The 24,241-nt window shown below is 60.2% G+C and carries 21 protein-coding genes and 1 pseudogene; 10 read left to right on the top strand and 12 right to left on the bottom strand.

Features of this window, described 5'->3' with window-relative positions; genetic code table 11:
- Window positions 1–42 precede the first annotated feature (42 nt).
- Window positions 43–747 carry an orotate phosphoribosyltransferase gene (locus tag AC4PTT_RS07295; RefSeq protein ID WP_113155720.1) on the bottom strand — a complete coding sequence of 235 codons (705 nt, stop codon included), beginning with the start codon at window positions 745–747 and terminating at the stop codon, window positions 43–45.
- Window positions 748–921: 174 nt separating this feature from the next.
- Between AC4PTT_RS07295 and AC4PTT_RS07290 the strand changes: the two genes are divergently transcribed.
- The 4 genes from AC4PTT_RS07290 to AC4PTT_RS07275 all read left to right on the top strand — a co-directional run bounded on the left by AC4PTT_RS07290 (window position 922) and on the right by AC4PTT_RS07275 (window position 3,784).
- Entirely contained in the window at window positions 922–1,308 is a 387-nt protein-coding gene (locus tag AC4PTT_RS07290; protein WP_113155721.1) for a YciI family protein, read from the top strand.
- Entirely contained in the window at window positions 1,305–2,558 is a 1,254-nt protein-coding gene (locus tag AC4PTT_RS07285) for an RNA polymerase sigma factor (protein WP_297560323.1), read from the top strand. Before AC4PTT_RS07290 ends, AC4PTT_RS07285 begins: the two co-directional genes overlap by 4 nt.
- A 117-nt stretch (window positions 2,559–2,675) precedes the next feature.
- Window positions 2,676–3,098, top strand: coding sequence for a VOC family protein (locus tag AC4PTT_RS07280; protein ID WP_206543954.1), 423 nt, complete (start codon window positions 2,676–2,678; stop codon window positions 3,096–3,098).
- Window positions 3,099–3,349: 251 nt separating this feature from the next.
- Complete coding sequence (locus AC4PTT_RS07275; protein WP_113155724.1) at window positions 3,350–3,784, top strand: FKBP-type peptidyl-prolyl cis-trans isomerase; 435 nt, start codon at window positions 3,350–3,352, stop codon at window positions 3,782–3,784.
- Between the two features lie 57 nt (window positions 3,785–3,841).
- On the opposite strand, the gene AC4PTT_RS07270 is transcribed toward AC4PTT_RS07275, so the two are convergent.
- On the bottom strand, window positions 3,842–4,267 hold the full coding sequence (locus AC4PTT_RS07270; RefSeq protein WP_113155725.1) for a VOC family protein: 426 nt from the start codon (window positions 4,265–4,267) through the stop codon (window positions 3,842–3,844).
- A gap of 195 nt (window positions 4,268–4,462) precedes the next feature.
- Here AC4PTT_RS07270 and AC4PTT_RS07265 point away from each other — a divergent pair, with 195 nt between their 5' ends.
- The 4 genes from AC4PTT_RS07265 to AC4PTT_RS07250 all read left to right on the top strand — a co-directional run bounded on the left by AC4PTT_RS07265 (window position 4,463) and on the right by AC4PTT_RS07250 (window position 8,461).
- Entirely contained in the window at window positions 4,463–5,095 is a 633-nt protein-coding gene (locus AC4PTT_RS07265; RefSeq protein ID WP_492162401.1) for a TetR/AcrR family transcriptional regulator, read from the top strand.
- A 539-nt stretch (window positions 5,096–5,634) separates the two neighbouring features.
- Complete coding sequence (locus tag AC4PTT_RS07260) at window positions 5,635–6,126, top strand: UCP032817 domain-containing protein (RefSeq protein ID WP_492162400.1); 492 nt, start codon at window positions 5,635–5,637, stop codon at window positions 6,124–6,126.
- 287 nt (window positions 6,127–6,413) lie between these two features.
- Window positions 6,414–7,430, top strand: a complete 1,017-nt coding sequence (locus AC4PTT_RS07255; RefSeq protein WP_492162399.1) for a hypothetical protein — start codon at window positions 6,414–6,416, stop codon at window positions 7,428–7,430.
- A 14-nt stretch (window positions 7,431–7,444) separates the two neighbouring features.
- Complete coding sequence (locus tag AC4PTT_RS07250) at window positions 7,445–8,461, top strand: aminotransferase class I/II-fold pyridoxal phosphate-dependent enzyme (RefSeq protein ID WP_492162398.1); 1,017 nt, start codon at window positions 7,445–7,447, stop codon at window positions 8,459–8,461.
- A gap of 21 nt (window positions 8,462–8,482) precedes the next feature.
- Here the strand turns inward: AC4PTT_RS07250 and AC4PTT_RS07245 are convergent, their stop codons facing one another.
- From AC4PTT_RS07245 to dnaG, 7 genes and pseudogenes are all read right to left on the bottom strand, one after another.
- Window positions 8,483–9,217: a DUF599 domain-containing protein gene (locus AC4PTT_RS07245; RefSeq protein ID WP_492162397.1), complete on the bottom strand. Its 735-nt coding sequence runs from the start codon at window positions 9,215–9,217 to the stop codon at window positions 8,483–8,485.
- A 54-nt stretch (window positions 9,218–9,271) separates the two neighbouring features.
- Window positions 9,272–9,565, bottom strand: a complete 294-nt coding sequence (locus tag AC4PTT_RS07240) for an HlyU family transcriptional regulator (RefSeq protein ID WP_206543958.1) — start codon at window positions 9,563–9,565, stop codon at window positions 9,272–9,274.
- 83 nt (window positions 9,566–9,648) lie between these two features.
- Window positions 9,649–10,068 carry a secondary thiamine-phosphate synthase enzyme YjbQ gene (locus AC4PTT_RS07235; protein WP_492162396.1) on the bottom strand — a complete coding sequence of 140 codons (420 nt, stop codon included), beginning with the start codon at window positions 10,066–10,068 and terminating at the stop codon, window positions 9,649–9,651.
- A 57-nt stretch (window positions 10,069–10,125) separates the two neighbouring features.
- Entirely contained in the window at window positions 10,126–10,419 is a 294-nt protein-coding gene (locus tag AC4PTT_RS07230) for a GYD domain-containing protein (protein WP_113155731.1), read from the bottom strand.
- 218 nt (window positions 10,420–10,637) lie between these two features.
- Window positions 10,638–10,970 (bottom strand): annotated as a pseudogene (locus AC4PTT_RS07225) (carbonic anhydrase family protein); the annotation flags it as partial.
- A 143-nt stretch (window positions 10,971–11,113) separates the two neighbouring features.
- The gene (gene rpoD, locus AC4PTT_RS07220; RefSeq protein ID WP_113155733.1) at window positions 11,114–13,108 is read right to left on the bottom strand and encodes an RNA polymerase sigma factor RpoD; all 1,995 of its coding nucleotides are present in this window, start codon (window positions 13,106–13,108) and stop codon (window positions 11,114–11,116) included.
- 360 nt (window positions 13,109–13,468) lie between these two features.
- Window positions 13,469–15,409 carry a DNA primase gene (dnaG, locus tag AC4PTT_RS07215; RefSeq protein ID WP_206543961.1) on the bottom strand — a complete coding sequence of 647 codons (1,941 nt, stop codon included), beginning with the start codon at window positions 15,407–15,409 and terminating at the stop codon, window positions 13,469–13,471.
- A 238-nt stretch (window positions 15,410–15,647) separates the two neighbouring features.
- Between dnaG and AC4PTT_RS07210 the strand changes: the two genes are divergently transcribed.
- Window positions 15,648–18,026 (top strand): bifunctional diguanylate cyclase/phosphodiesterase, encoded by a 2,379-nt coding sequence (locus AC4PTT_RS07210; RefSeq protein ID WP_492162395.1) that lies wholly within the window; start codon window positions 15,648–15,650, stop codon window positions 18,024–18,026.
- A gap of 68 nt (window positions 18,027–18,094) precedes the next feature.
- Here the strand turns inward: AC4PTT_RS07210 and AC4PTT_RS07205 are convergent, their stop codons facing one another.
- Window positions 18,095–20,461: a heavy metal translocating P-type ATPase gene (locus tag AC4PTT_RS07205; RefSeq protein ID WP_492162394.1), complete on the bottom strand. Its 2,367-nt coding sequence runs from the start codon at window positions 20,459–20,461 to the stop codon at window positions 18,095–18,097.
- 142 nt (window positions 20,462–20,603) lie between these two features.
- Window positions 20,604–21,053 carry a GatB/YqeY domain-containing protein gene (locus AC4PTT_RS07200; protein WP_492162593.1) on the bottom strand — a complete coding sequence of 150 codons (450 nt, stop codon included), beginning with the start codon at window positions 21,051–21,053 and terminating at the stop codon, window positions 20,604–20,606.
- 398 nt (window positions 21,054–21,451) lie between these two features.
- Between AC4PTT_RS07200 and carA the strand changes: the two genes are divergently transcribed.
- A complete protein-coding gene (carA, locus tag AC4PTT_RS07195) occupies window positions 21,452–22,651 on the top strand; it encodes a glutamine-hydrolyzing carbamoyl-phosphate synthase small subunit (RefSeq protein WP_206543964.1) in 1,200 nt (399 codons plus the stop codon).
- A gap of 60 nt (window positions 22,652–22,711) precedes the next feature.
- Here carA and AC4PTT_RS07190 read toward each other — a convergent pair whose 3' ends face one another.
- A complete protein-coding gene (locus AC4PTT_RS07190) occupies window positions 22,712–24,199 on the bottom strand; it encodes a VWA domain-containing protein (RefSeq protein WP_492162393.1) in 1,488 nt (495 codons plus the stop codon).
- Window positions 24,200–24,241 lie beyond the last annotated feature (42 nt).

The raw sequence follows: 24,241 nt of genomic DNA, 5'->3' as shown, positions 1-24,241 counted from the left end.
GCTTTCTATTTTTTACAGGCCCGGAGGCCGGAAGGCTCTCGATCAGCCGGCCTTTTCACCGAGCTCGGCGATGCCACCATTGGCAGCGGACCATTCGAGCGGCTTGTTGAGGAACTTCTCCACCTCGTCGAGCGTCTTCTCGTCGAACAGCTTCTCCGCACGCGCAACTTTCAGCACATCCCACCAGGTGGTGAGGTAGTGCAGGCGCATGCCGGCGTCTTCCAGACGCTTCGGCGTTTCGGGGAAGATGCCGTAGTAGAAAACGGCGAAGGTGTCGGTTACCTCGGCGCCGGCCTTGCGGACGGCTTCGGCGAATTTCAGCTTGCTGCCGCCGTCGGTGGTCAGGTCTTCGACCAGAAGAAGGCGTGCGCCCTCATTCAGATCGCCTTCAATCTGCGCATCGCGGCCAAAGCCCTTGGGCTTCTTGCGCACGTAGAGCATGGGCAGGCCGAGCTTGTCGGAAAGCCAGGCTGCGAAGGGAATGCCTGCCGTCTCGCCGCCGGCAACGGCATCGAACTTCTCGAAGCCCGCGTCGCGAAGCACGACGGAGGCCGCAAAGTCCATGATGGCCGAACGGATACGCGGGTAGGAAATCAGTTTCCGGCAGTCAATATAGACGGGGCTCTTCAGCCCGGAAGTGAAGGTATAGGGTTCATCGGCGCGAAAATGCACCGCCTTGATCTCGATCAGCATCTTGGCCACGGTCTCGGCGATCAAGGCGCGATCAGGGAATGTGTTGGCGAACATGGCTGGCTCTCGGTTGGTGACGCGGCTTTCAGCTATCAGGATTGAACGCCGGTAGGAAGTTTTCTTGACAATATTCCGGTGGATGGCTTTGCGCCATCCGCAGAAGTTTTTTCTCGACGCCTCGTGTCGGACTGCGGCAAGCTTCGCCGTCTTCCAATCGAGAAAGGAACCGGAATGCTCTATGCAATTCTCTGCTACCACAACGAAGACGTGGTCATGTCCTGGTCCAAGGAAGAGGATGACGCGGTGCTGGCCAAGCGCCGCCGGGTCCAGAAAGAGCTGGTCGACAAGGGGCGCATGGGTCCTGCGATCCGCCTCATGCCCACATCTGCTGCGACCACGATCCGCGCATCCGGCAGCGAACAGCTCGTGCTCGACGGCCCCTTTGCCGAGACCAAGGAACAGCTTCTCGGTTTCTACGTGGTCGATTGCGACAATCTTGATGAAGTTGTCGATTTCGCCAAGCGAATGAAGGAAGGCGAGAGCGTCACCTTCGAAATCCGCCCGATGCAGATCTTTGAAAAGGGCAATCTCACTGGAAAGGAAACCCTGACCTTATGACCGAACTGGCCTGGATCGAGAACGCGCTGACAAGCGCTCGCCCACAGGCGATGGGCGCGCTGCTGCGTTACTTCCGCGATCTGGACCGGGCCGAAGAAGCCTTTCAGGAAGCGTGCCTGCGCGCCCTGAAGACCTGGCCGCTCAAGGGACCGCCGCGCGATCCTGCCGCCTGGCTCATCTTTGTCGGACGCAATGCCGCGCTCGACAGCGTACGGCGCGACCGGCGCAACACCGCCCTGCCACCCGAGGACCGAATTTCCGATCTTGAGGATGCGGAAACGGACATCGCCGAACGGCTGGACGACGCGCATTATCGCGACGACATCCTGCGCCTCATGTTCGTGTGCTGCCACCCGGACCTGCCTGCCACGCAGCAGGTGGCGCTGGCGCTGCGCATCGTTTCCGGCCTCAGCGTGCGGGAGGTGGCGAGCGCCTTTCTCGTCAATGAACGCGCCATGGAACAGCGCATTACGCGCGCCAAGCGTCGGGTGGCGGAAGCGAACATTCCTTTTGCCGCACCCGATGCGGTGGAGCGTTCGGCACGCCTGGGCGCAGTGGCGGCCATGATCTATCTCGTCTTCAACGAGGGCTATTCAGCCTCGGGCGGCGATGAGACCGTGCGCGCTTCACTCTGTGATGAGGCGATCCGGCTCTGCCGCCTGCTGTTGCGCCTGTTTCCGGCAGAACCCGAGATCATGGGGCTTCTGGCCCTGATGTTGCTTCAACATGCCCGAAGCCCCGCCCGCACGGACCCCGAAGGCAAGGCCGTGCTTCTGGAAGATCAGGACCGCACACTCTGGAAGAGGGCGAACATCGATGAAGGGCTGGCGCTGGTCGACAAGGCGCTGCGCCACCGTCAGCCGGGGGCCTATCAGGTTCAGGCGGCCATTGCCGCACTGCACTCTCGCGCCAGGACGGCTGCGGACACGGACTGGCAAGAGATCGACCTGCTCTATCAGATGCTCGAACACCTGACGCCCTCCCCGGTCATCACGCTGAACCGGTCGGTTGCCGTGTCGAAGACGAAGGGGCCGGAAGCCGCACTGAAGCTCATTGCCCCGCTTGCCGATCGACTTTCGGGCTATTTCTATTTCCATGGCGTTCGGGGCGCATATCTCAGTGAGATCGGACGCATGGCGGAGGCCCGCGAGGCCTTCAACCGCGCAATCGCCCTTGCGCGCACGCCCGCCGAGGCAAGCCATATCCGCGAACATCTCGACAGGCTGTCCCAACGGGTTTCGGCAGACTGAAGCCTCTCTCCCACTTTTTTTTTCAAGAAAACGCACGCGCACTGTCGGAAGGGCGAAGCGCTTTTCGTCCTTCCGACATGGGCCGACTTTCCGGTCCCCAATGAGGAGAGAGCCATCATGTCCGAAACCAGCGTAACCGTTGATGAAAATCAGGAACTGCCCAAGGTTCAGGGCGGTGTCGCCCCCTATCTGATGGTGGACGGCGCATCAAAGGCGGCCACGTTTTATGAGCAGGCATTCGCCGCGACCGAAATCCATCGCCATCCCGAGGATGAGAGCGGCCGCACCATGCACATCCACCTCCTTATCCATGGTGGCTCGATCATGCTGAGCGATGCCTACCCGGAATACGGCCAGCCACTGCGTGAGCACTCCGGATACACGCTCACACTGGCCGTGGAGGATGTGGACGGGTGGTGGTCGCGCGCCGTTGGCGCGGGCGTGGAAGTCGTGATGCCGCTTGAGCGCATGTTCTGGGGAGACCGCTACGGGCAGATCCGCGATCCGTTTGGCGTGAACTGGGCCATCACCGGAAAGTAGACCGTCAGAGATCGCGGCGGTTGGTCCGCATCAACCAGCTCCCCAAGCGCCGGGCCAGAAAGAACTGCCGCAAAGGCCGGGGACGCCGCGCTGTCCCCGGCCGTTTTGCCACAATCGCTTTACAGGGCCGTATCTGACGCACTAGGCTGTGTCGGCAAGGGGTGAAGGGCGCTGCCGCACCCCCTGTTCACCGACGCTGAGCGCTATGCCGCGTCACCATCTTCTCACACAAAAGCGATTGAGAGACAGACATGAGCCAGGTCAAAAGCGGCGATGTCGTGAGGATTCATTACACTGGCAAGCTGGCTGACGGCACGCAGTTCGATTCATCAGCCGGACGCGAGCCGCTTGAGTTCAAGGTCGGCAGCGGCCAGATCATTCCCGGCCTCGACCGGCAGATTCAGGGCATGAAGCAGGGTGAGAGCGGAACGCTGACCATTCCTGCCGCAGAAGCCTATGGCGCACGGGACGAAAACCAGGTTCAGGTGGTGCCGCGCACGGCGCTTCCGCCGGAGATGGAAGTGCAGGTCGGCTCCAACCTTCAGGCCACCACCCCGGACGGCAACCAGATTTCGCTGACGGTTGTCGGCGTTTCCGAAGCCGAGATCACCGTCGACGCCAACCACCCGCTGGCTGGGCACGACCTGGTCTTCGAGATCGAGATCGTCGAAGTCGTCGCCGGCTGATTGAGCCGGCCGGGAGCCGCCGCCGTAAAAGCGCCGCGGCTCCCCATATGCCCCCCGCTACTGCGGCAATGCATCCTGTGCATACTGCTCCGCAAATTCCGCCGATGGCGGGATCGGCTTGATCACATCGATCAAAACGCCATTGGGATCGGCCGTGATGAAGTGGCGCTGACCGAATGCCTCGTCGCGCAGTTCGAGCAGGATCGGCAGGCCTGCCCCCTTTAACCTCGCATATTCGGCATCGGGATCTTCGACCTCGAAATTGAGGATCAGGCCCGTCACGTTACCCTGCGCCGCCTCCGGCACCGTCGGGTGCGAGCCATCCAGTATGGCGAGATTGACGCCCGGATCTTCCTTTGACTGAAGATGGACATACCAGTCGGCCTCAAATGCCGGCTGGAAACCGAAATGATCGCAATAGAATGCAGCCGTTTCGGCCACGTTTCCCGTCATAATGACCGGGTAGTAGCTGGTGACTTTCATCGGTCTTCTCCCTCACCGCGTTTCTCATGCAGCCGCTTTGCCTGCGGGTCGTCGCCACCGCCCCTTTGCCCCCCCTCGCCGCTGCCCGGCCTCCTGCCGCCCGGCAGACAGGCCGGAGGCCTTGGCAAGACGCGGGCGATGCGCCTATAAACATACAGACTGCATGTATTATCGATTAACATACAGGCTGCATGTATGCAACAGACCACACCCCGCCGTTCAAACCGCGAACGCAGTGAAGACACGCGCGACAGGCTGATCAGGGCGGCCCGCCGCCTCTTCGTCGAGAAGTCCTACGCGGAAACGGGCACGCCGGAGATCGTCCGCGAAGCCGGCGTGACACGCGGCGCGCTCTATCATCACTTTGCAGACAAGCAGGCGCTGTTCGCCGCCGTAGCGGAACGGGAAGCCGAAAGTGTTGCGCGTGAAATCGAGACAGGCGCTCTGGACACGACCTCCGCAACAGCCGCGCTGATCGACGGCGGCGCAGCCTATCTCAACGCCATGACCCACCCTGGAAGAACACGCCTCCTCCTGCTTGACGGCCCGGCCGTTCTGGGACGCAGGCGGATGGATGAAATCGAAGATCGCCACGGCAACAGAACCCTGCGTGAAGGGCTCCACGCAGCCATGGAGGCAGGCGCGCTGCGCAGCCTGCCACTGGATGCACTGACGGGCCTGCTGGCAGCCGCCTTTGATCGGGCAGCCCTTGCCATCGACGCGGGCAGCGATGCGGACGCGCAGATCAAGGCTCTGAACGGGCTTATCGAAGGCCTCGCCACAGCCCCGGCTCCGGTCTCCCCTCCGGCCCCCACTCGGCAAGCCTGACATAACCTGATTTTCATATCGGGGCGCCAGCCCCTCCCCTCTGAAGGCTCTCTGCAAAGCGCGGTGCATCGCGCCTTGCAGCGCTTCTGGCCGCCATAGCTTCGCCCCCGCAACACGCGGTCGGGGCGCCAGGCGCACCACATCATTGCTCGCCTGCCAGAAATTTCAAGTCCACCGAAGAATTACTTCGAAATACACCAAACATAACAATGCAATCATTAAAAATAACTCCCAAAAAGCAAAACAATTATAACAAATATAGTATATCACTTACATTGTTTTTTATTTATAGATGTTGAAATCAAACGAAAACAATATTTAAATAAATACGCGCCTCAGACGAGACGCGTGAAAATTAGTGGAGACGAAAATGACCTACGAAAATATCCGCGAAGTTATCCTGAAGCGCCACTTCCTGAAGCTTCTGTCCTACGGACACTCATGCTGCGCCGTTAATCAGGAAGAAGAATACCAATTTGTATGAGTGCAAAGACAGGGCGCTTTCAAGCGCCCTGTCTCCGACAACGCAGGAGAGTCATATGCTTGCCGAAAAATATGTAACTGCGAAAATGTGGGATGTCCTGAAAGAAAACCTTCCCGAACGCAGTGACGCCGTGCTCGTTCTACAGGTTGAAGAGTTCTTGAAGTTCATGACGATTGCCTCGGATGAAGACACATCCTTCATCCCGCTGAACGCCGAAGTTGATGACATCTGGCATGAGTTCATCATGCAGACCGCGTCCTACGACAACCTCTGCAAGAAACTCCCCGGAAAGCGCTTCATACACCACGAAACCATCAGCATGGAGGAATACAGCAAGAAGGTAGGAAAAGAACAAATGGTAGATCAGATGCTCGAATGGCTACCAAAATACATAAATAGATTTGGACCGTTTACCGATAAAATATCCGACTACTGGACCATATGTCGTTTTCTCAAAAACGAACTCGGCCTTTCACTGGCTCAAATCAATGATATCGGCTCAAAGCAGGGGCAGGAAATCCCACCGCCTCAATCTGGCGAAAAATGAACACACGATTCCTGCAGCGCACGACGCGCGATTTTCTCAAGAGAGGCGGCCAACTTTCATTCGCGATATTTGCAGCCGGCATCAGCGGACTTATATTCTCGGTCGCGCTGGCGACAACCAGCACCCAGGCCGCAGCCGCGCATGGTATGGGGTGGTTTCTCTGCGCCGCCTTCTCCGTCCCACTCTCCGGCTTTCGGATCGTTGTGATTTCTCAACGCAGAAAGCAGTCCCGCCCTTTCAGAATCAGGGGAATGGCGGAAGCCTTTTGTCTCCTCTGCGGAAGCCTTTTGCTTCTTTTCGGCGTGACATCAACGACCATTCTCCTCATCTCGGACGATCTTTTTTCGCTGCTCCCAGCCTACCTTGTCTTCTGCGCGATTGGTTTTCCCGTCACCGGCCTGAACGCACTCATGGGAGGCTATCTGGTACGCGCACAGATGGAAAACACTCAGCTCGCGGTCACCTTTCAGGCAATTCTCCTGCAGTTGACGGCAGCAAGCGCCCTTCAGTTTCTTCCAGCAAATCCCGCACTTCTGCTCAGCTTTGTGGGGATGATCAGCCTCACGACGCAGCTTTACATCAGCCTGCGCTATTGCATAGCGCTGCGCATCACCAATCACCTCAGAACCCTGTTCCAGCCGACAGGCTCATGGCGCGCAGGCTACGCGATCTCCGGCCAGGCGCTCGCTTCCGGCAGCGATATCATCGTTCTCTCCTCGACATTCTGGCTTGTACTGACAGCCCTGCGTGCAACCGACCCCGCCGCCGCCACCTACACGTCGATCGGCTTTACGATTGTTCGCACCTTCATCGTGCCGCTCAAGTCTTTCGGCGTGGTCGCAGGGCGAATGCTGCGCTCCCTCGACAGAACAGAGAACCTTGAAGCCACCGAGCGCTCCATGTTCATGGCGATTGTTTCGATCTGCGCGCTTCTCTCACTGACACTTCTGGGAATAGCAGCCTGGAATGCGGGCCTGTCTCCGTTCAGCACGAGCTGCTTCTGGACGACAAGCGGACCACTCATCCTGTGCGCCATCGCCATACAGTTCCTGATCGAACCCTGCGCAGCATTCAGGGCCGCAGTGATGAAGGTCACGATGTCGCCGTTTCAGGTTCTGCTGGCGCTTGCCGGCTCGCTCTGGGGCTTTGTGCTGCCCATTGTCGGAGGGCTGTGGTTCACAGGTCGCCTGACACTTGAAGCCACCTGGCTCACCCTCCTCTTCGGACGCCTTCTGTTTGCCTGCCTGCTTCAACTTCAAGCCAGCAATGGCTTACTGGCGCCGCGCACCCTGCCCGACCGTTGAGGAGGAGACGAGACATGACAACCAAGATCTATGAAGCACCACCCAGGGGCATCGACATGACCCTGTCAGACTGGTCCTTCCCCGATGCATTCAAGGAGGCGGTCGCGTCACGCCTGCGCAACCTGGACTGGCGGCGCTATCCCGCGAATTCCGCCATGGCCGCGCGGCAATGCATCGGCGCAAGGTTCGGCATGGCTCCAGAAAATGTGCTTCCAACCAATGGCTGCACGGAGGCACTGGATTTGCTGGCACGCTTTGCAGCGACCGAAGCTGCAAGCGTGGCGCTGCCCTCCCCCGGCTATTTTGCATACGGGACGATCATGCAGGCGAGCGGATTGGCCGTCGAGCATTACGACCCGGCGTCCCTCATGAACTTTGTTCCCGACGCCAACAGCCACCTTCTGGTCTGCAACCCGAACAATCCGACAGGCGACTGGCTGTGCGCAGAGGATCTGCATGCCATCCCCGTATCGACCAGACGCCACATCGCCATCGACAGCACGTATGCGTTTTTCCGGCCCGACTTTGGCCCGGCGCTCTTCAGATCCTATCTGGCATACGGCTTCATCAATCTCCTGTCGTTTTCAAAAGCGTTTGGGGTGGCCGGCATGCGACTTGGAGCAATAATTGCTCCGGCAGTGCTTTTGCAGAGGATTTCAAGAAACCAGCCACGCTACATGCTGGATTTTGCGCAGATCACGGCGCTCGGGACCCTGTTTGAGGAGAACTGGTACGCACTCGCTATCCAGGAGGGCCGGCTTGTCCATCAGGCGGCAGTCAGACTCAAAAATCTGCTTGAAACGATACGGGGGCTGAAAGTCTATCCGGCCAACGCCAATTTCGTGAGCTTTCAAAACCGCACGCCGGATGGCAAGGAAATCCTGCCGCGCAGACTTCTTGAAGACCTGCCCTGCAAGATCTGGAACAATGGACTGGTGCGCATGACCATCGACCGAACGCGCGAGGCCGATACGTTCGCAGTACTCAGCCAATGGGCTGATGCTGCCAGACAGAAAACCGGACAGGCATAGCCAGCTTTGAACAGAAGCCGGTCAGGGCTTCCGCGCACCCGTCTTCTCGCCCACCGTCTTCGCGCCCACTTGGCCCTTTTTCCCAGCCGGTTCGATGACTTCGACCTTGAGACCCGCCACGAGCTCGCGTGCGGCGGAGAAGAATTCCCGGTAGAGAATGGAGGCGAAGATGACGAGACTGACCGCAATCGCCGCCCAGGCGGAGACAAACCACGCAATCATGCCGATCGAGAAGTAGTAGGCGCGAATGCCCTGATTGAAGTTGCGCGCCGCAATCGTGTTGAGCGCGGCCATGATGTAGATTTCTTCCGGGTCGCTTTCCTCGGAATCGTCGGCAGCGCCAAGCATGATGCAGAAATGGTTGAACTGGCGCAGCGAAAGCGTGAACGACAGAAACGCCATCACGAACATCAGCAGAAAGATCACCAGATGCCGCTCGACCGCCGCCTTGTCGACATCGAGCGCCGGCTGCATCACCGTCACCGCGTCCAGCACCGCATTGACCTGCCCGAAGACGGCAATCATCGCCAGAATGATCAGCACCGTCGTGGAGGCGAAGAAAGACACCGCCCCCATGAGATTGCCCGACAGGATTGCATCCATGGGCGTTTCGCGACGGACGGCATTGCGCACCCAGCGATGGCGCTGCGCGCCCATGATGATGGACAGAGACGGCCGGCGCTTCTCCAGCCAGCTGGCGAAGACGGTGTAGAAGATCCAGCACAGGATCGGAAACAGCGATGCCGCAAGCGTCAACGTGCAATCCCTTTCAGCGCAAAGAACCAGCGAACCAGACCCGCTCGATGAAGATCAGGTGAAGATCTTCTCGCCCTGCTCATCGATCATCTGCCGCGCCTTGCGGATCGACTGATCGGCGGCGAATTCAGCGCTGGGGAAACGGTCCGCGCGCACCAGCCGGTGTTCCCTGCGTTCGCCATCCACGTCCTTGGTGATAAGCGCGCAGGTCTGGAACTGGCCGCCTTCGGAGAAGGGCGTCGGCTGGATCGTGAAGCCCTTGTGCTCCACCGCGTCTCCGACAGGCTTTGCCTCACCCGTTTCCGGCGCGCTGCCCCCGCCCCCGAAAAGCCGCTTCAAGAATGACATACGCTTACTCCCGTCAAATTCGATATTTGATATCGTTTTACCCGCAGACGCATTGCTGCGAAACCATTGCGAACACTCTCTCCTCAGGAGAGGTGCAATACCACCTCGCGCTGGTGCGGATGTGTGCGGTGCTCGAAGAGGTAGATTCCCTGCCAGGTCCCGAGCGCCAGACGCCACTGCACCACCGGAATACCGATGGAAACCTGTGTCAGCGCCGCCTTGATGTGGGCCGGCATGTCGTCGGGACCTTCCAGACGGTGAACTACCCAGCTCATTGAAGCGTCATCCGCGGGCGGCACGAGACGGCGAAAGAACACCTCCAGATCCCGCTTCACATCCGGGTCCGCGTTCTCCTGAATGGTCAGGGAGCAGGATGTATGACGCACGAAGACCGTCAGGAGACCGGCCTCAACACCTGCCTCCCTGACGAAATCCTCAACCCGATCGGTAAATTCGTAAAGCCCCGCGCCCATGGTCGACACGGAGAGAATTGCCTGTCGCATCCGGAGGTGGTGCCCCGGCGAGCCGAACCTGTCAAGCGCACCGGAGCGAGCTTATCCCTAACCGAGCGAGCCGATGATGTCGCGATAGGCGGCTTCGGGGAAGGCCTTCACCACCTTCGTGCGCACATTGCCGCCCATGCCGAGCGTCAGCGCAAAGCGCGCCGCAACCTCATCGTCAGGGGCCTCGGACACGGCGACCATGTCGTATTCACCCATGGTCAGATAGAACGCCCGCAGGGTGCCACCCATTTTGGAAAGCGCAGCCTTCGCGCTTTCCAGCCGGTTTGGCGAATCCTTCACATTCTTGATGCCCTGGTCGGTCCAGTTGATGAGAATGATGTAGGTGGTCATGTCACACCTCCCTGCGACGCACACCGGCCACCGACCGGATGCGCCCTTCATCGCCCATACCGCCTGCAACAAATCCTGCCGCCTGCCACACTGGCGTTGCAAGCTGGGCTTTGGAGGTAAAACAGGACCTTACGGAGAATGAAGGAGGCCGGACACGAAGCCCGGCCCTCATCATTCCGAATATGCCCGCGCATGCCGGCGAAAGAACCTGATGCCAATCACTGCGAAGCGAGGATGAAGCGCCGGTTTGACTGGCGCACGGGCCTTGCATTGCCCGAATAGAGCGTCGTGTACCGGCGAATGTCTTCAGCCGCGACCCGCTTTGGTGCGCGCAAAACCATCCAGTCGACGATTTCGGCGCAAGGCGGCGTCGTGAGCGAGCCCTCATAGAACCAATAGGCAAGGTCGTCCGGCAGGAGCCCGCCCGGGTCGACCTCCGCAACCGACGCACTGCCCTGCACCTTGCCAGGAAAGACAGCCGCGAGGCTTTCAAAGCTCTCATCACGCTCTCCCGGCTCAATGAAAACGCCGAGCACGCCAAGGGCCCCGCTTAAATAAACAGAACAAATCAAATTATAGATCAGAAAGGAAAGACGATCACGGACGAATATAGAATTATTGTTTTACAAATTTAGATTACAAAAAACCCGGCTTTGCAGCCGGGTTTTTATCGCAGGTCGTGAGTGACATCTGATTAGCTGTCCAGGAAGCTCCGCAGCTTTCTGGAGCGGCTCGGGTGCTTGAGCTTGCGCAGCGCCTTCGCCTCGATCTGGCGGATACGCTCACGCGTCACCGAGAACTGCTGGCCGACTTCTTCCAGCGTGTGGTCGGTGTTCATGCCGATGCCGAAACGCATGCGCAGCACGCGTTCCTCGCGCGGGGTCAGCGAAGCGAGAACACGGGTGGTGGTCTCACGCAGGTTCGCCTGAATGGCCGCGTCGATCGGCAGGACAGCGCCCTTATCCTCAATGAAGTCGCCGAGATGCGAATCTTCCTCGTCACCCACCGGGGTTTCGAGCGAGATCGGCTCCTTGGCGATCTTGAGCACCTTGCGCACCTTCTCCAGCGGCATGGCCAGCTTTTCGGCCAGCTCTTCCGGGGTCGGCTCGCGGCCGATCTCGTGCAGCATCTGGCGCGAGGTGCGGACGATCTTGTTGATCGTCTCGATCATGTGGACCGGGATGCGGATCGTGCGGGCCTGGTCGGCAATCGAACGGGTGATTGCCTGCCTGATCCACCAGGTCGCGTAGGTGGAGAACTTGTAGCCGCGGCGGTACTCGAACTTGTCCACCGCCTTCATCAGGCCGATATTGCCCTCCTGGATCAGATCCAGGAACTGAAGGCCGCGGTTCGTGTACTTCTTGGCGATGGAGATCACGAGACGCAGATTGGCCTCGACCATCTCCTTCTTGGCGATTGCAGCTTCGCGCTCGCCCTTCTGCACCTGGTTCACGATGCGACGGAACTCGCCGATGGAGATCGCGGTTTCCTGCGCGAGATTCTGGATCTCGGTGCGCAGATCTTCGATCGCCCTGGCTTCGTTCTTCGAGAACTCCTTCCAGCCCTTGCCGGAAAGCGTTGCAACGCGCTCGGTCCAGTTCGTGTCGAGCTCGGACCCCTGATACTCCTTGAGGAAGGATTCGCGCTTCACGCCATAGCTTTCGGCGAGCCGCAGCAGACGGCCCTCGTTCTGCACAAGGCGCTTGTTGATGTCGTAAAGCTGCTCGACCAGCGTCTCGATACGCGCATTGTTGAGCGAAAGCGACTTCACCGAAGTGATCAGCTCGCCCTTCAACTGCTTGTAGCGGCGCTCCTGGCTGCTCGACAGGCTGTCGGCGTCGGCCAGGCTCGATTCCACCTTCTGGTCCTGCAGCTTGCGCAGTTTCTTGTAGGTGTCGGCGATGAAGTCCAGCGTCTCCATGACGCCGGGCTTGAGTTCGGCCTCCATCGCGGCAAGCGACAGGTTGGCCTCATCCTCTTCGTCGTCCTCTTCCTCGCTCTGGCCCTCGCCGCCTACATTGGTGACGTCGTCGCTGCGCGAACGCGCGGACTTGTCATCAGCAGGCTTGTTCTCTTCATCAGGGCGCTGAACGACCGGCGCCTGCTTGGCTTCCGGGCCGGCATAGGTCGCTTCGAGATCGATGATCTCGCGCAGCAGGATCTTGCCTTCGTTGAGTTCGTCACGCCAGATGATGAGCGCCTGAAAGGTCAGCGGGCTTTCGCAAAGCCCCGCGATCATCGTCTCGCGGCCAGCCTCGATGCGCTTCGCGATGGCGATTTCGCCTTCGCGCGACAGAAGCTCGACCGAGCCCATTTCGCGCAGATACATGCGCACCGGATCGTCGGTACGGTCCGTCGGCTCTTTCTTGGTCGTCGTGGCGACAGCCGTTCCCGACTGCGTGGTCAGCTCGCTGCTTTCCTCACTGTCATTGGAATCGTTGTCTTCCGCAGCTTCCTCATCCTCGACCACATTGATGCCCATATCCGAGAGCATCGCCATGGTGTCTTCGATTTGTTCGGAACTGACCTGGCCAGAAGGAAGAACGGCATTAAGCTCGTCCATTGTCACATAGCCGCGCTTCTTCGCGGCCTTGATCATCTTCTTGACTGCGTCATCGGAAAGGTCGAGCAAAGGGCCGTCGGTGCCCTCGCGTTCGGTTTCGACCTCTTCCTTCTCTTTTGTCGCCATGCTTTGCCTTCTCCAACCGAGCGGGGTTCCATGCCACCCCGTCGCCGCCGCTGCAACGGCTGTCCGTCACGACATCCCGCAACCTGATTCGTGGTCTAGCGCCGGCCGCGTTAATGTCGGATTAACCCTGATACTTAGGTGGACTCCCTATCGTGTCCAATTTCAGTATCTTTTCTCTTGCGTGCCGCGCTTTTCGCGGCGTCGGCACAGCCCATTCTCGAATCGAACCTGATTCCTGCATTCCGGCGCAACGTCAAGCCGAAGCACCCTGATTCGGAGTAAAAAAGCGAATCAGAGGGTGATTCTCGTGCTTTTTCCCGTTTCGGCCGGTTTTTAGCCAACCAGATAGGTTTGTCACGCTCAAGATCGATTCGCACGCCCTGATAGAAGACCGAAGCCTTCAATGAGCGCTTCAGTTGCCTGCAGATTGCTCAGCTCCGCCTGGATCTCAGTCAGATGCCGCGCATCCTCTTCATTCCAATCGTTTGCGAGCGCCAGTTCGGCCGCTTTCAGCTCCTTATGTAGAGAGCCTGCGCGCCGGTGCAAGTAGAGGGTCTGCGCAAAAGCCTCCCGCGCATCGTCCAGAGCAGCATTCTCAAGGGCCGGCCACATGTAAGCGCCCTTCACGCGCGCCTCCGCCTGCTTCCAGATCCCGACCAGTCCGTCATCCTCGATCTTTTTGAGGATCATGTCCCGGTCATGCGCGGGGTTGTGCGCCACTGCATCCAGAAGAGACATGCGCAGCCGCCCGAGATCGGCACTGGCCAGAAGCATCTGATCGAGCGCATCGAAATACTCATCCAGGAGGCCCGGATGGTTCACCAGCGTCACGAGGAGGGTTGCCTCGCGCAGCGGCATTGCGGGTTTGGAACTGCGCACCAGAGCCGAGCGGGCCAGGCTTTCGGAAACCGCAAGCCGTCCTGACGCCCCACCGGGCCTGCCGCTGAAACCGCGATTGCGCCCACCACCACCGCCGCCATCGCGGTAGCCACGCTGGCCGCCACGCTTCGACTGCTCGCCCCCAAAGAAGGTGCGCGCACGCTCACGCATGTCCTGGCTGTAGTGGCGCTTGAGGTTTTCGTCGCGGATCTGCGCCGTCAGCGCCTGCAGATTGCGCTCCAGCTCAGCGCGGCGTTCGGGTGTATCGAACACCTTGCCGGAGGTTTCGCGCATCCAGAGCATGTCGGCCAGCGGGCGCGCGCCGGACAGAACCGCCGCAAATGCGTCCGGCCCCTCCTCGCGCACCAGATCGTCGGGGTCCTTGCCCTCGGGCAAAAGCGCAAAGCGCAGGCTGCGCCCCGGCTGCACCACCGGCAGGGCGAGATCGGCAGCGCGCCAGGCAGCGCGCAGCCCGGCCTCGTCGCCGTCGAAACACAGGACCGGCTCACCGGTCATGCGCCAGAGCAGTTCGAGCTGGTTTTCCGTGAGCGCCGTTCCGAGCGGCGCAACGGCGTTTTCAAAGCCCGCCTGCGCAAGCCCGATCACGTCCATATAGCCTTCCACCGCGATAACGGTGTCGCCCTTCGCGGACACACGGCGCGCGCGCGCCAGATTGTAGAGCACCGTTCCCTTGTGGAAGAGCTCGGTATCGGGCGAGTTCAGATATTTGGCAGGCACATCCTTGGACATGGCGCGACCGCCAAAAGCGATCACCCGTCCCCGTGCATCCTCGATGGGAAACATGATGCGATCACGGAAACGGTCATAGGAAACCGGGATATCGGGGCCGAACACGACAAGACCGCAGGCCTCGATCTGATCCTTCCCAACGCCCTTGCCGGCAAGAAACTCCTTGAGCGCATTGCGGCTCGACGGCGCGTAACCGATGCGGAAGCTCTGCTGCGTGGCGCTGGAGAGCCCGCGCGAACGCAGATAGGCCCGCGCCTCGGCGCCCTGCTGCTCCTGCAGCATGCTCTGGAAATAGCCTGCCGCCATTTCCATGACCTCGGAGAGTGAGGCGCGCTTCTGCTCGCGACGCTCCGCCTGCGGATCGCGCTGCGGCATCGGCACACCGGCCATGTCGGCAATACGCTCGACCGCTTCGGGGAAGCTTATTCCATCGAGCTCGGAGAGAAAGCGGAAATGATCGCCCGACACGCCGCAGCCGAAACAGTGGTAACGCCCCTTGCGGTCCTCGCAGTGAAAACTCGGGGACTTCTCGCCATGGAAGGGACAGCAGGCCCAATAGTCGCCGCGCGAGGCGTTTGTCTTGCGCCTGTCAAACGTCACACGTGTGCCGATCACCTGCGAAATCGGAACGCGGTCGCGTATCTCATCAAGAAAGGAATTCGGAAAGCGCATTGTTCAGTTCAGAGCCTCTAGCCGCTCCATATAAGCACGTTCGTCGGCGACGGCGAATCGAGATCCGGCTTCTTCACGGTATTCACAGCCCTGCCCCGTCAGGCTGGTACTTCATAACCGCCATACAACTTAACCGATTATTCAAAACAGTGATGCTAAACGCTGGTTCAAAGAACAGCGCGCTGCGCCCGAATGCACGGCCAGCGACTGACAAAACGATCAGGTGGCGGGACACAAAGTGCTTACGGTTTACAATTGCATCGTCAATGAACACGACCCGGGAATGGTGCTTCTGGCCGGGGTCATCGGAGCCATCGCATCCTTTGCAGCGATAATCCTGCTCCAGCATTTATGTAAATCCACCGGCCGCACGCGCTGGTTATGGACCGCCGTTGCCGCAATCTGCTTCGGCTTTGGCGTGTGGGCGACGCATTTCATTGCCATGCTCGCCTTCGCTCCGGGCCTTCCTACGGCATATGACGTGCCGCTCACAGCCGTCTCCCTTCTGCTCGCCATCGTCTTCAGCGGACTTGGCATGTCGGTCGCAGCCCGCCAGAAACTCGATCATCATCTGGTCGGCGGCGCGATTGTCGGCTCCGGCATCGCCGTCATGCACTTTACGGGCATGGCAGCGCTCGAGGTTGAAGGCCGTCTCATATGGGACATGGGGCTGGTCGCCGCTTCACTCATTGCCGGCGTGGTGCTTGGCGCACTGGCGATGCGCATTGCGCTCTCCCGCAGCAATGAAGCCAAGACCATCGCCGCGAGCCTGACGCTCACGCTGGCCATCTGCACCATGCACTTCACCGCGATGGGCGCCGTTTCGATCATTCCCGACCCGACGATCACCATCTCGCCCTTCTCCATACCGTCCATGTGGCTGGCCATGGCGGTCGCGTTCGCAGCCTTCATGATCTTCCTGATGACGGCCGTAGCGCTGTGGGTCGACATCCGTGACCGCAGCCGTGCAATCACCGAAGAACGCCGCATGCGCGGCCTCGCCAACGCCGCCATGGAAGGGCTTCTGGTCTGCGATGACACCACCATCATCACCGCAAACCAAAGCCTTTGCACACTGAGCGGCCGCCCGCTCGATGAGCTCATCGGCATGGACTTCACCAGGCTCTTCACCTCCATCGAGAAGAATGGCGTCCTTGCCGATGAACCGGTCTGGGAGACCACGCTGAAACATGCGGACGGCACCACGCAGCCTGTTGAACTTCTTTCGCGCGTCATCGACTACAGCGGCAAGCCGCACACCGTCGTCGCTGTGCGCGACCTGCGCGAGCGCAAGAAGGCGGAGGCCGATATCCGCCGGCTCGCCATGCATGACACGCTGACCAACCTGCCCAACCGGCGCAACTTCACCGCCCGGCTGGAAGAAGAGATGGAAGCGCTCCCGGAAGGCAAATCCATCGCGCTTCTCTGTCTCGACCTTGACCGTTTCAAGGAGGTCAACGACCTGTTTGGCCATGCAGCCGGAGACACGATGCTGCGCAAGGTCGCCGACAATGCTGGCCGTGCGCTTCGCCATGGGCAGATGCTTGCGCGCCTTGGTGGCGATGAGTTCGCGATCATTGCACCGGGGCTTTCTGATCCGCGCGAGGCTGCGGCACTCGCAGAGGAAATCCTTCACGCTTTCCGCAAGGAAAACGAGCAGGCGAGCAATGATGGCCTGATGTCCACCAGCATCGGCATTGCGCTTTATCCGCAGGACGCCAGAGATCAGGAGGCCCTGATCAACCACGCAGACACCGCGCTCTACCGCGCAAAGTCCGAGGGCCGCGATACCTATCGCTTCTATGAACACGAAATGGGGCAAGAAGCGCGCGCGCGGCGCATCATGGAGCATGAGCTGCGCCATGCGGTGGGCCGCAGAGAGTTTCACCTCGTCTACCAGCCACAGAAGAAGCTCGATACGGGCGAGCTGATCGGATACGAGGCGCTTCTGCGCTGGAAACACCCCGAGCGCGGCAACATTTCTCCGGGCGTCTTCATTCCGGTTGCCGAGGAAAGCGGCGCCATCGTGCCGATCGGCGAATGGGTTCTGCAGACTGCCTGTAGCGCAGCGGCCAGCTGGAAAGACGATCTCATGATCGCGGTCAACGTCTCCGCCGTGCAGCTGCACAGTGTGAACTTTCCGCAGACCGTACATCGCGTGCTTCTGGAAACCGGCCTCTCTCCGCATCGCCTGGAGATCGAGATCACCGAAACGGCCCTGGTGCGCGACATGCACCGTGCGCTCACCACGCTGCGCCAGCTCAAGGCGCTCGGCATCAAGGTGGCGATGGACGATTTCGGCACCGGCTATTCCTCACTCTCCAACCTGCGCGCCTTCCCGTTCGACAAGATCAAGATCGACGGCAGCTTCATTCGTCAGGTGGACACCAACGAACAGGCCGCAACCATTGTGAAAGCGGTTCTGGGCATCGGGCGCGGCCTCGGCCTGCCGGTGCTGGCGGAAGGTGTGGAGACCTCCGGCGAGCTCAGCTTTCTCGCCAGCGAGTTCTGTCAGATCGGACAGGGCTATTATCTGGGTCGACCCAGCCCGATCGAGGATGTGCTCCGGGAGTTCGAAACGGGGGAGCAAAAGCGCTCCGACGCGAACGCAGCCTGAGAGATCTCAACAAAAAGCCCCGCTCAGGACGGGGCTTTTTTCATTTCAGCCTTCGCGAAGAACCAGATCTATCCGAGCTTCACGGTGCGAAGGCGCAGGGCGTTCGCGATCACGGAAACCGAAGACAGGCTCATCGCCGCTGCTGCGATCATCGGTGACAGAAGCGTGCCAAAGACCGGGTAGAGAATGCCAGCGGCCACCGGCACGCCGAGCGCATTGTAGACAAAGGCAAAGAACAGGTTCTCCTTGATGTTGCGGATCGTTGCCCGCGCCAGAGCGCGCGCCCGCACAATCCCGTTCAGATCGCCCTTCACCAGCGTGATGCCGGCGCTTTCCATAGCCACGTCTGCACCGGTCCCCATGGCGATGCCCACATCGGCAGCGGCGAGTGCAGGCGCATCATTCACGCCATCGCCCGCCATCGCCACGCTGGCTCCCTTGGCGCGCAGCTCCTCGATCAGCGCCTGCTTGCTCTCCGGCAGCATGTCGGCGCGCACTTCATCAATGCCGAGGCGTTCTGCGACCGCCTTCGCCGTGCGGGCATTGTCGCCGGTCGCCATGATGATGGTGAGGCCGAGATCATGAAGCGCGCGGATCGCATCGGCCGTCGTCTCCTTGACCGGATCGGCGACGGCAATGAGGCCGGCTGCCTTTCCGTCGACAGAAACGAACATGGCTGTCTTGCCATCGCTGCGCAGTGCGTCGGCCTGTTCAACCAGAGCGTCAACCGTGACGCCGGCCTCTTCCATCATCGCCCTGTTGCCCAGTGCGACATGGTTGCCCGAGACCGTGCCGGAAACACCCTTGCCGGTGATTGCCTCGAAATCGGAAGCCGTTTCGAGTGTGACGCCACGCTCTTCCGCGCCAGCGACGATTGCCTCGGCCAGCGGATGTTCGGAACCTCGCTCCAGACTTGCCGCCAGTTTGAGGAAGCGTTTTTCGTCGATCCCCTCGGCAACCACCACATCGGTCAGTTTCGGACGCCCCTCGGTCAGGGTTCCGGTCTTGTCCACGATCAGCGTGTCCACCCTGGCAAAGCGCTCCAGCGCCTCTGCGTCCTTGATGAGGACACCCGCCTGCGCGCCCCTGCCCGTGGCCGTCATGATCGACATGGGCGTGGCAAGCCCAAGCGCACAGGGGCAGGCGATGATGAGCACCGAGACCGCCGAGACGATGGCGAAGACCATTGAAGGCGCAGGACCGAACATCGCCCAGACGACAAAGGCAATGATGGCGACCAGCACCACCGTTGGCACGAAATAGAACGAAACCCGGTCTGCCAGCCCCTGAATGGGGGCGCGCGAGCGCTGGGCCTTGGCCACCATGTCGACGATCTGCGACAGGACCGTTTCCGAACCGACCCGGTCGGCGCGCACGATCAGCGTGCCATTCTTGTTGATCGTGCCGCCCGTTACCGGGTCCCCTTCGGCCTTTTCGACGGGAACGGGCTCGCCGGTAATCATGGATTCATCGACGGAGGAACGCCCCTTCTCGACCGTGGCGTCGACGGGAATGCTGTCGCCGGGGCGCACCCTCAACCGGTCGCCTTCACGCACGTCATCCAGCGGCACATCGGCCTCAGAACCATCCTCGGCAATGCGCCGCGCCGTTTTTGGCGCAAGATCGAGCAGGGCCCGGATGGCCGAGCCGGTACGCTCACGCGCTCTCAGCTCCAGCACCTGACCGAGAAAGACCAGCGCCACGATGACGGCCGCTGCCTCGAAATAGACCGGCACCACACCGCCTTCGCCGCGAAACTGGGCCGGGAAGATATCCGGCATCAGGGTGGCGACGACGCTGTAGGCATAGGCCGCGCCCACACCGATGGAGATGAGCGTCCACATATTGGGGCTGCGATTGACGATGGAATCGTAGCCGCGACGGAAAAACGGCAGCGCCGCCCACAGAACCACGGGCGTTGCCAGCGCGAATTCCAGCCAGACCGCAAGCGGCTCACCGATCCAGTGGCGGAAAGGCAAGCCAACCATCGGCCCCATCGCGATCAGCAGCAGCGGAACCGCCAGAACTGCGCTTACCTTGAAACGGCGGGTGAAATCCACGAGTTCGGGATTGGGCCCCTCCTCGCCGGTGGGCACGCCCATGGGCTCCAGCGCCATGCCGCAGATGGGGCATGAACCCGGCTCGTCGCGAATGATCTCGGGATGCATGGGACAGGTGTATTGGGTACCCCTGGGCATGGGCTCCTGTTGCCGCGCGCCATCCAGATACCGCTTCGGATCAGCATCGAACCGGTCCTGACAGCGCTGCGAGCAGAAATAGTGACGCTCACCGCCGTACTCCAGCGTGTGCCCGGCTCCCTCTATCGTCACGTCCATACCGCAAACCGGGTCACGCGCCGAGGCTTCGGCGTGAGCCTCCTTATGTCCGCCGCAGCAGGCTTTTACAGCGTGATCATGTTTATGCGCATCGGCCATTGCACACCTCCAGAGATATGTGTTCGCTCCTGCGTTACCCCTTCCAGCCGCTGGAAGGTCAAACCCCTCTTCGCCTGAATGCAAAAAGGGCGACCCGATCGAGCCGCCCTGACATCCTGTTTCCCGCAATATGTGAAAGGCGCTAGCGCAGCATGCCCTTCACGATGCCGCTGGCTTTGCCGAAATCCATACGGCCGGGGAATTTTTCCTTCAGAACGTTCATGCAGCGCCCCATGTCGCGCAAACCGTCTGCGCCGACTTCCTGCACCACCTGGGCGCAGGCCTGCTTCAGATCGTCTTCGCCAAGGGGTTTTGGCAGAAACTCGGTGATCACCACGATCTCCTCGCGTTCCTGCTCTGCGAGCTCGAGGCGGTTTCCTTCTTCGAAAGCCTTTGCCGATTCCTGACGCTGCTTGGCCATTTTCGAGAGAATCTGGAGGATATCCTCATCACTCACAGGATCCTTGCCGGCTCCGCGATTGGCTATATCGCGGTCCTTGATAGCGGTCTGAACCAGACGCAGCGTCGAAACGCGGCGTTTGTCCTTCTGTTTGACGGCATCGTTCAACACCCTGGCGAGTTTCTCGCGCATCATAACACCTGTCTCCAGTCACTAGGATGAACATAGCCCCGGCCGAATCTCGAAGCAAGCCGCAACGCCCCCATAAGTCATTGGAAACATTGGCATAAATATTTATTTGCTACAGATTGACCGTTTTTGAGCCTTTGCCTATTGTCCGCGACCTGCATGGACAATTTCCGTTTCGGCCTGAATCCACCGGCGATTTCGCCCGGGGCTGGACCCATGTCGATGGGGCATATGGCCTATAAGGCACCTTCTTTCAAGGCCCCTCGGGCGCAAGCCTCTTGCGCTCGGCGGCAAAAAGTGAGAACCGGTCTGCTCGCAGATCATGCTAAAGGAACCTGAACGGAGCGCCCGGTCATATGACCGTGATCGCGCCCGGGCACACGAAGGATGGAGACTTCCCAATGGCGACCAAGACCGCCCCATGGAGCACGACCCGGCCAACGGCTCTCATCGTGCTTGCCGATGGCACTGTCATAGAGGGCAAAGGCATTGGCGCTGGCGGAGAGGCCATTGGCGAGCTCTGCTTCAACACCGCGCTCACCGGCTATCAGGAGGTTCTGACCGATCCGTCCTATGCCGGCCAGATCGTCACCTTCACATTCCCGCATATCGGCAATGTCGGCGCCAATGACGAAGACATCGAAGACCTGCACCCGGCGGCGCGCGCTGGCGCGGTCGGCGCTGTTTTCCGCGCTGACATCACCAACCCCTCGAACTACCGCTCCGGCGGCCATCTCGATGGCTGGCTGAAGCGCCGCGGCATCGTGGCCATCAGCGGCGTGGACACGCGCGCGCTGACCGCGCTTCTGCGCGAAAAGGGTGCGGCCAACGCGGTGATCGCACACAATCCCGATGGCGCGTTCGACATCGAAGCCCTGAAGAGCAAGGCGCGCGAATGGTCGGGTCTGGTCGGCCTCGACCTCGCCAAGGAGGTTACCTCCGGCCAGTCGATGGGCTGGACGGAAACGCCGTGGGTCTGGGATGAAGGGTTTGGCGCGCAGGACGAGCCGACCCACCACATCGTCGCTGTCGACTATGGCGCGAAGCGCAACATTCTGCGCCTTCTGGCCGGTCTCGGCGCGAAGGTGACGGTGGTGCCCGCCAAGACCAGCGCCGCAGACATCCTCGCCATGAAGCCCGACGGCATCTTCCTCTCCAACGGCCCCGGCGATCCGGCGGCAACCGCCGATTATGCCGTACCGATGATCCGTGAACTGCTTGAAACCGACATTCCGGTCTTCGGCATCTGCCTCGGCCACCAAATGCTTGCCCTGGCGCTTGGCGGCAAGACGGTGAAGATGCATCAGGGTCATCATGGCGCAAACCACCCGGTCAAGGACTTCACCACCGGAAAGGTGGAGATCGTGTCCATGAACCACGGCTTTGCGGTGGATGGCGACACGCTGCCGGAAGGTGTGGAAGAGACCCATGTCTCGCTGTTCGACGGCAGCAATTGCGGCCTGACCATCGCCGGACGCCCGGTCTTTTCGGTGCAGCACCACCCGGAGGCCTCGCCCGGCCCGCAGGACTCGCACTATCTCTTCCGCCGCTTCGCCAATCTGATCCGCGAACGGCGCGGCGAGCCCGCACTGGCGGAATAACAACACAGCAAAAAGGGCGGCCCTCGAGCCGCCCTTTCCTTTTCAGCGCTCCGTCTTCCGTCAGGTCGACAGACGAAGCCGAACGATCTTCTCGCCAATGTTCTCGAACACCTTCTTGAGCTGACTGCTGGAGGGGGTGTCGTAATACTGGTCTGGCCGGCTCGCGCAGGCGCTCATCAGCGTACCTGTATCGGAGTCGTCCTCTTCAAGCCGGATCGTGTAGATGTCGATCCCGTCCGCCTTGGCATAGGTGCAGGCCTCAAGCGTCTTGTTGTTCATCAGCTTGGTCGACTTGCTGGAACTGGCGTTCACTTCACCATCAAGGCGGCCGTCGACCATGAAACCAAAGCTCGAGTAGCGCGACCGCAGCCTGTCATCACGAACACCGAAAATGTTTTTGCCGTCGGTCAGGACAACCATCACCTTGATGATGCCGTCATTCGGATCGCCACCGGCAAAGGGCTCGTGCGGCGAGAGAACACGCGTGCCCCACGCCACACCTTCCATGATGTTGGTGTTGCCGCTTGCCTTGAGCTTTTTAACCTTCTTTTTCAGATCGGCGTAATCGTTCGTCAAAGGCGTCAGAGGCTCGGAAACGCACATATAGTTCGGACCGCGATTGCTGTCCAAGTCGTCCAGCTTGAGGCGCTTGAAGATTTTCTTCAGGCCATTGAAACCATATTTCTTGAGCTTCTTCTCCCGGTCATTGCCACGTGGATCGACCTCGGACTCGATGTAATCGTTGCGATAGTCCTCCGGCTCATCGATCGCAAACGTGGGTATGAACAGTGACGCCTGGTGCGCAGGAATAGCCGGTGTATCGGCCACATCATGGCGATTGTTGCCCTCGGGCATGCGTGTCTCAACGCAGCCTTTCCATTCAAGCCCCATATTGTGATAGGCCTCGAAGCGGCTGATGCCGGCTTCCAGCTCAAGCTGAGGGATTTCACTGACGCCTTCGAGATCAAGCCATGGAGCGCCAGTATCCTTGACGATTTTGCCGTTCTTGTCGAAATCCGGTGCAAATTGCGGACCGACATTGACGAAAGTCGAGAATGGCACAAGCGAAAACCGCAGCCGCTCGGGATCCTTGACCTGTGCAGAGATGTTATCGATCAGCCCTTCAACCGCTTTCTTCATGTCACGGAGCTTGCGACCGCTCATGGAGCCTGTCGTGTCCAGAACCAGAGCGATTTCATAGGAAATCAGCGCCACATCTGCCTTCGACAGGGCGGAAACCGGCATGCTTTCCTTCCCCAGAATACCGCCGAAGAACAGCTTGACGTCCACGTCCGCCGTTACGGTGACGGATTCACCGACACGGTCAACGTCCAGATTCTTGAAAACAACGGGAAGATTGCCCGCAAGATAGGATTCGGCGATCCCGCGCGCCTCGGTATCCGTGATCGTCTTGCCCTTTTGCGCGACAGCAAGTGCTGCGCTGTCCAGACTGTTCTGAAGACTGGCGCGCACACGGCTCATATTCGCATAATCCAGGGCAAAGCCTGAGCCCCCGATGAGGGCCATCGCCGACAGAGCCGTGATCATTGCAAAATTGCCGGATCGGTCCGCTCCGAAACGCGCACACAA

This window comes from Nitratireductor sp. WH36-1, assembly GCF_058725515.1.
This window is presented reverse-complemented; position numbering and strand designations above follow the sequence as displayed.

What these genes read in the sequence shown, in the direction of transcription:
- AC4PTT_RS07260 (WP_492162400.1), top strand. Translation starts at nt 5,635, where the DNA reads ATGCTTGCCGAAAAATATGTAACTGCGAAAATGTGGGATGTCCTGAAA.
- AC4PTT_RS07230 (WP_113155731.1), bottom strand. Translation starts at nt 10,419, where the DNA reads ATGACCACCTACATCATTCTCATCAACTGGACCGACCAGGGCATCAAG.
- AC4PTT_RS07190 (WP_492162393.1), bottom strand. Translation starts at nt 24,199, where the DNA reads ATGATCACGGCTCTGTCGGCGATGGCCCTCATCGGGGGCTCAGGCTTT.
- rpoD (WP_113155733.1), bottom strand. Translation starts at nt 13,108, where the DNA reads ATGGCGACAAAAGAGAAGGAAGAGGTCGAAACCGAACGCGAGGGCACC.
- AC4PTT_RS07280 (WP_206543954.1), top strand. Translation starts at nt 2,676, where the DNA reads ATGTCCGAAACCAGCGTAACCGTTGATGAAAATCAGGAACTGCCCAAG.
- AC4PTT_RS07250 (WP_492162398.1), top strand. Translation starts at nt 7,445, where the DNA reads ATGACAACCAAGATCTATGAAGCACCACCCAGGGGCATCGACATGACC.
- AC4PTT_RS07290 (WP_113155721.1), top strand. Translation starts at nt 922, where the DNA reads ATGCTCTATGCAATTCTCTGCTACCACAACGAAGACGTGGTCATGTCC.
- AC4PTT_RS07295 (WP_113155720.1), bottom strand. Translation starts at nt 747, where the DNA reads ATGTTCGCCAACACATTCCCTGATCGCGCCTTGATCGCCGAGACCGTG.
- AC4PTT_RS07285 (WP_297560323.1), top strand. Translation starts at nt 1,305, where the DNA reads ATGACCGAACTGGCCTGGATCGAGAACGCGCTGACAAGCGCTCGCCCA.
- dnaG (WP_206543961.1), bottom strand. Translation starts at nt 15,409, where the DNA reads ATGCGCTTTCCGAATTCCTTTCTTGATGAGATACGCGACCGCGTTCCG.
- AC4PTT_RS07275 (WP_113155724.1), top strand. Translation starts at nt 3,350, where the DNA reads ATGAGCCAGGTCAAAAGCGGCGATGTCGTGAGGATTCATTACACTGGC.
- AC4PTT_RS07265 (WP_492162401.1), top strand. Translation starts at nt 4,463, where the DNA reads ATGCAACAGACCACACCCCGCCGTTCAAACCGCGAACGCAGTGAAGAC.
- AC4PTT_RS07270 (WP_113155725.1), bottom strand. Translation starts at nt 4,267, where the DNA reads ATGAAAGTCACCAGCTACTACCCGGTCATTATGACGGGAAACGTGGCC.
- AC4PTT_RS07205 (WP_492162394.1), bottom strand. Translation starts at nt 20,461, where the DNA reads ATGGCCGATGCGCATAAACATGATCACGCTGTAAAAGCCTGCTGCGGC.
- AC4PTT_RS07200 (WP_492162593.1), bottom strand. Translation starts at nt 21,053, where the DNA reads ATGCGCGAGAAACTCGCCAGGGTGTTGAACGATGCCGTCAAACAGAAG.
- AC4PTT_RS07235 (WP_492162396.1), bottom strand. Translation starts at nt 10,068, where the DNA reads ATGCGACAGGCAATTCTCTCCGTGTCGACCATGGGCGCGGGGCTTTAC.
- AC4PTT_RS07240 (WP_206543958.1), bottom strand. Translation starts at nt 9,565, where the DNA reads ATGTCATTCTTGAAGCGGCTTTTCGGGGGCGGGGGCAGCGCGCCGGAA.
- carA (WP_206543964.1), top strand. Translation starts at nt 21,452, where the DNA reads ATGGCGACCAAGACCGCCCCATGGAGCACGACCCGGCCAACGGCTCTC.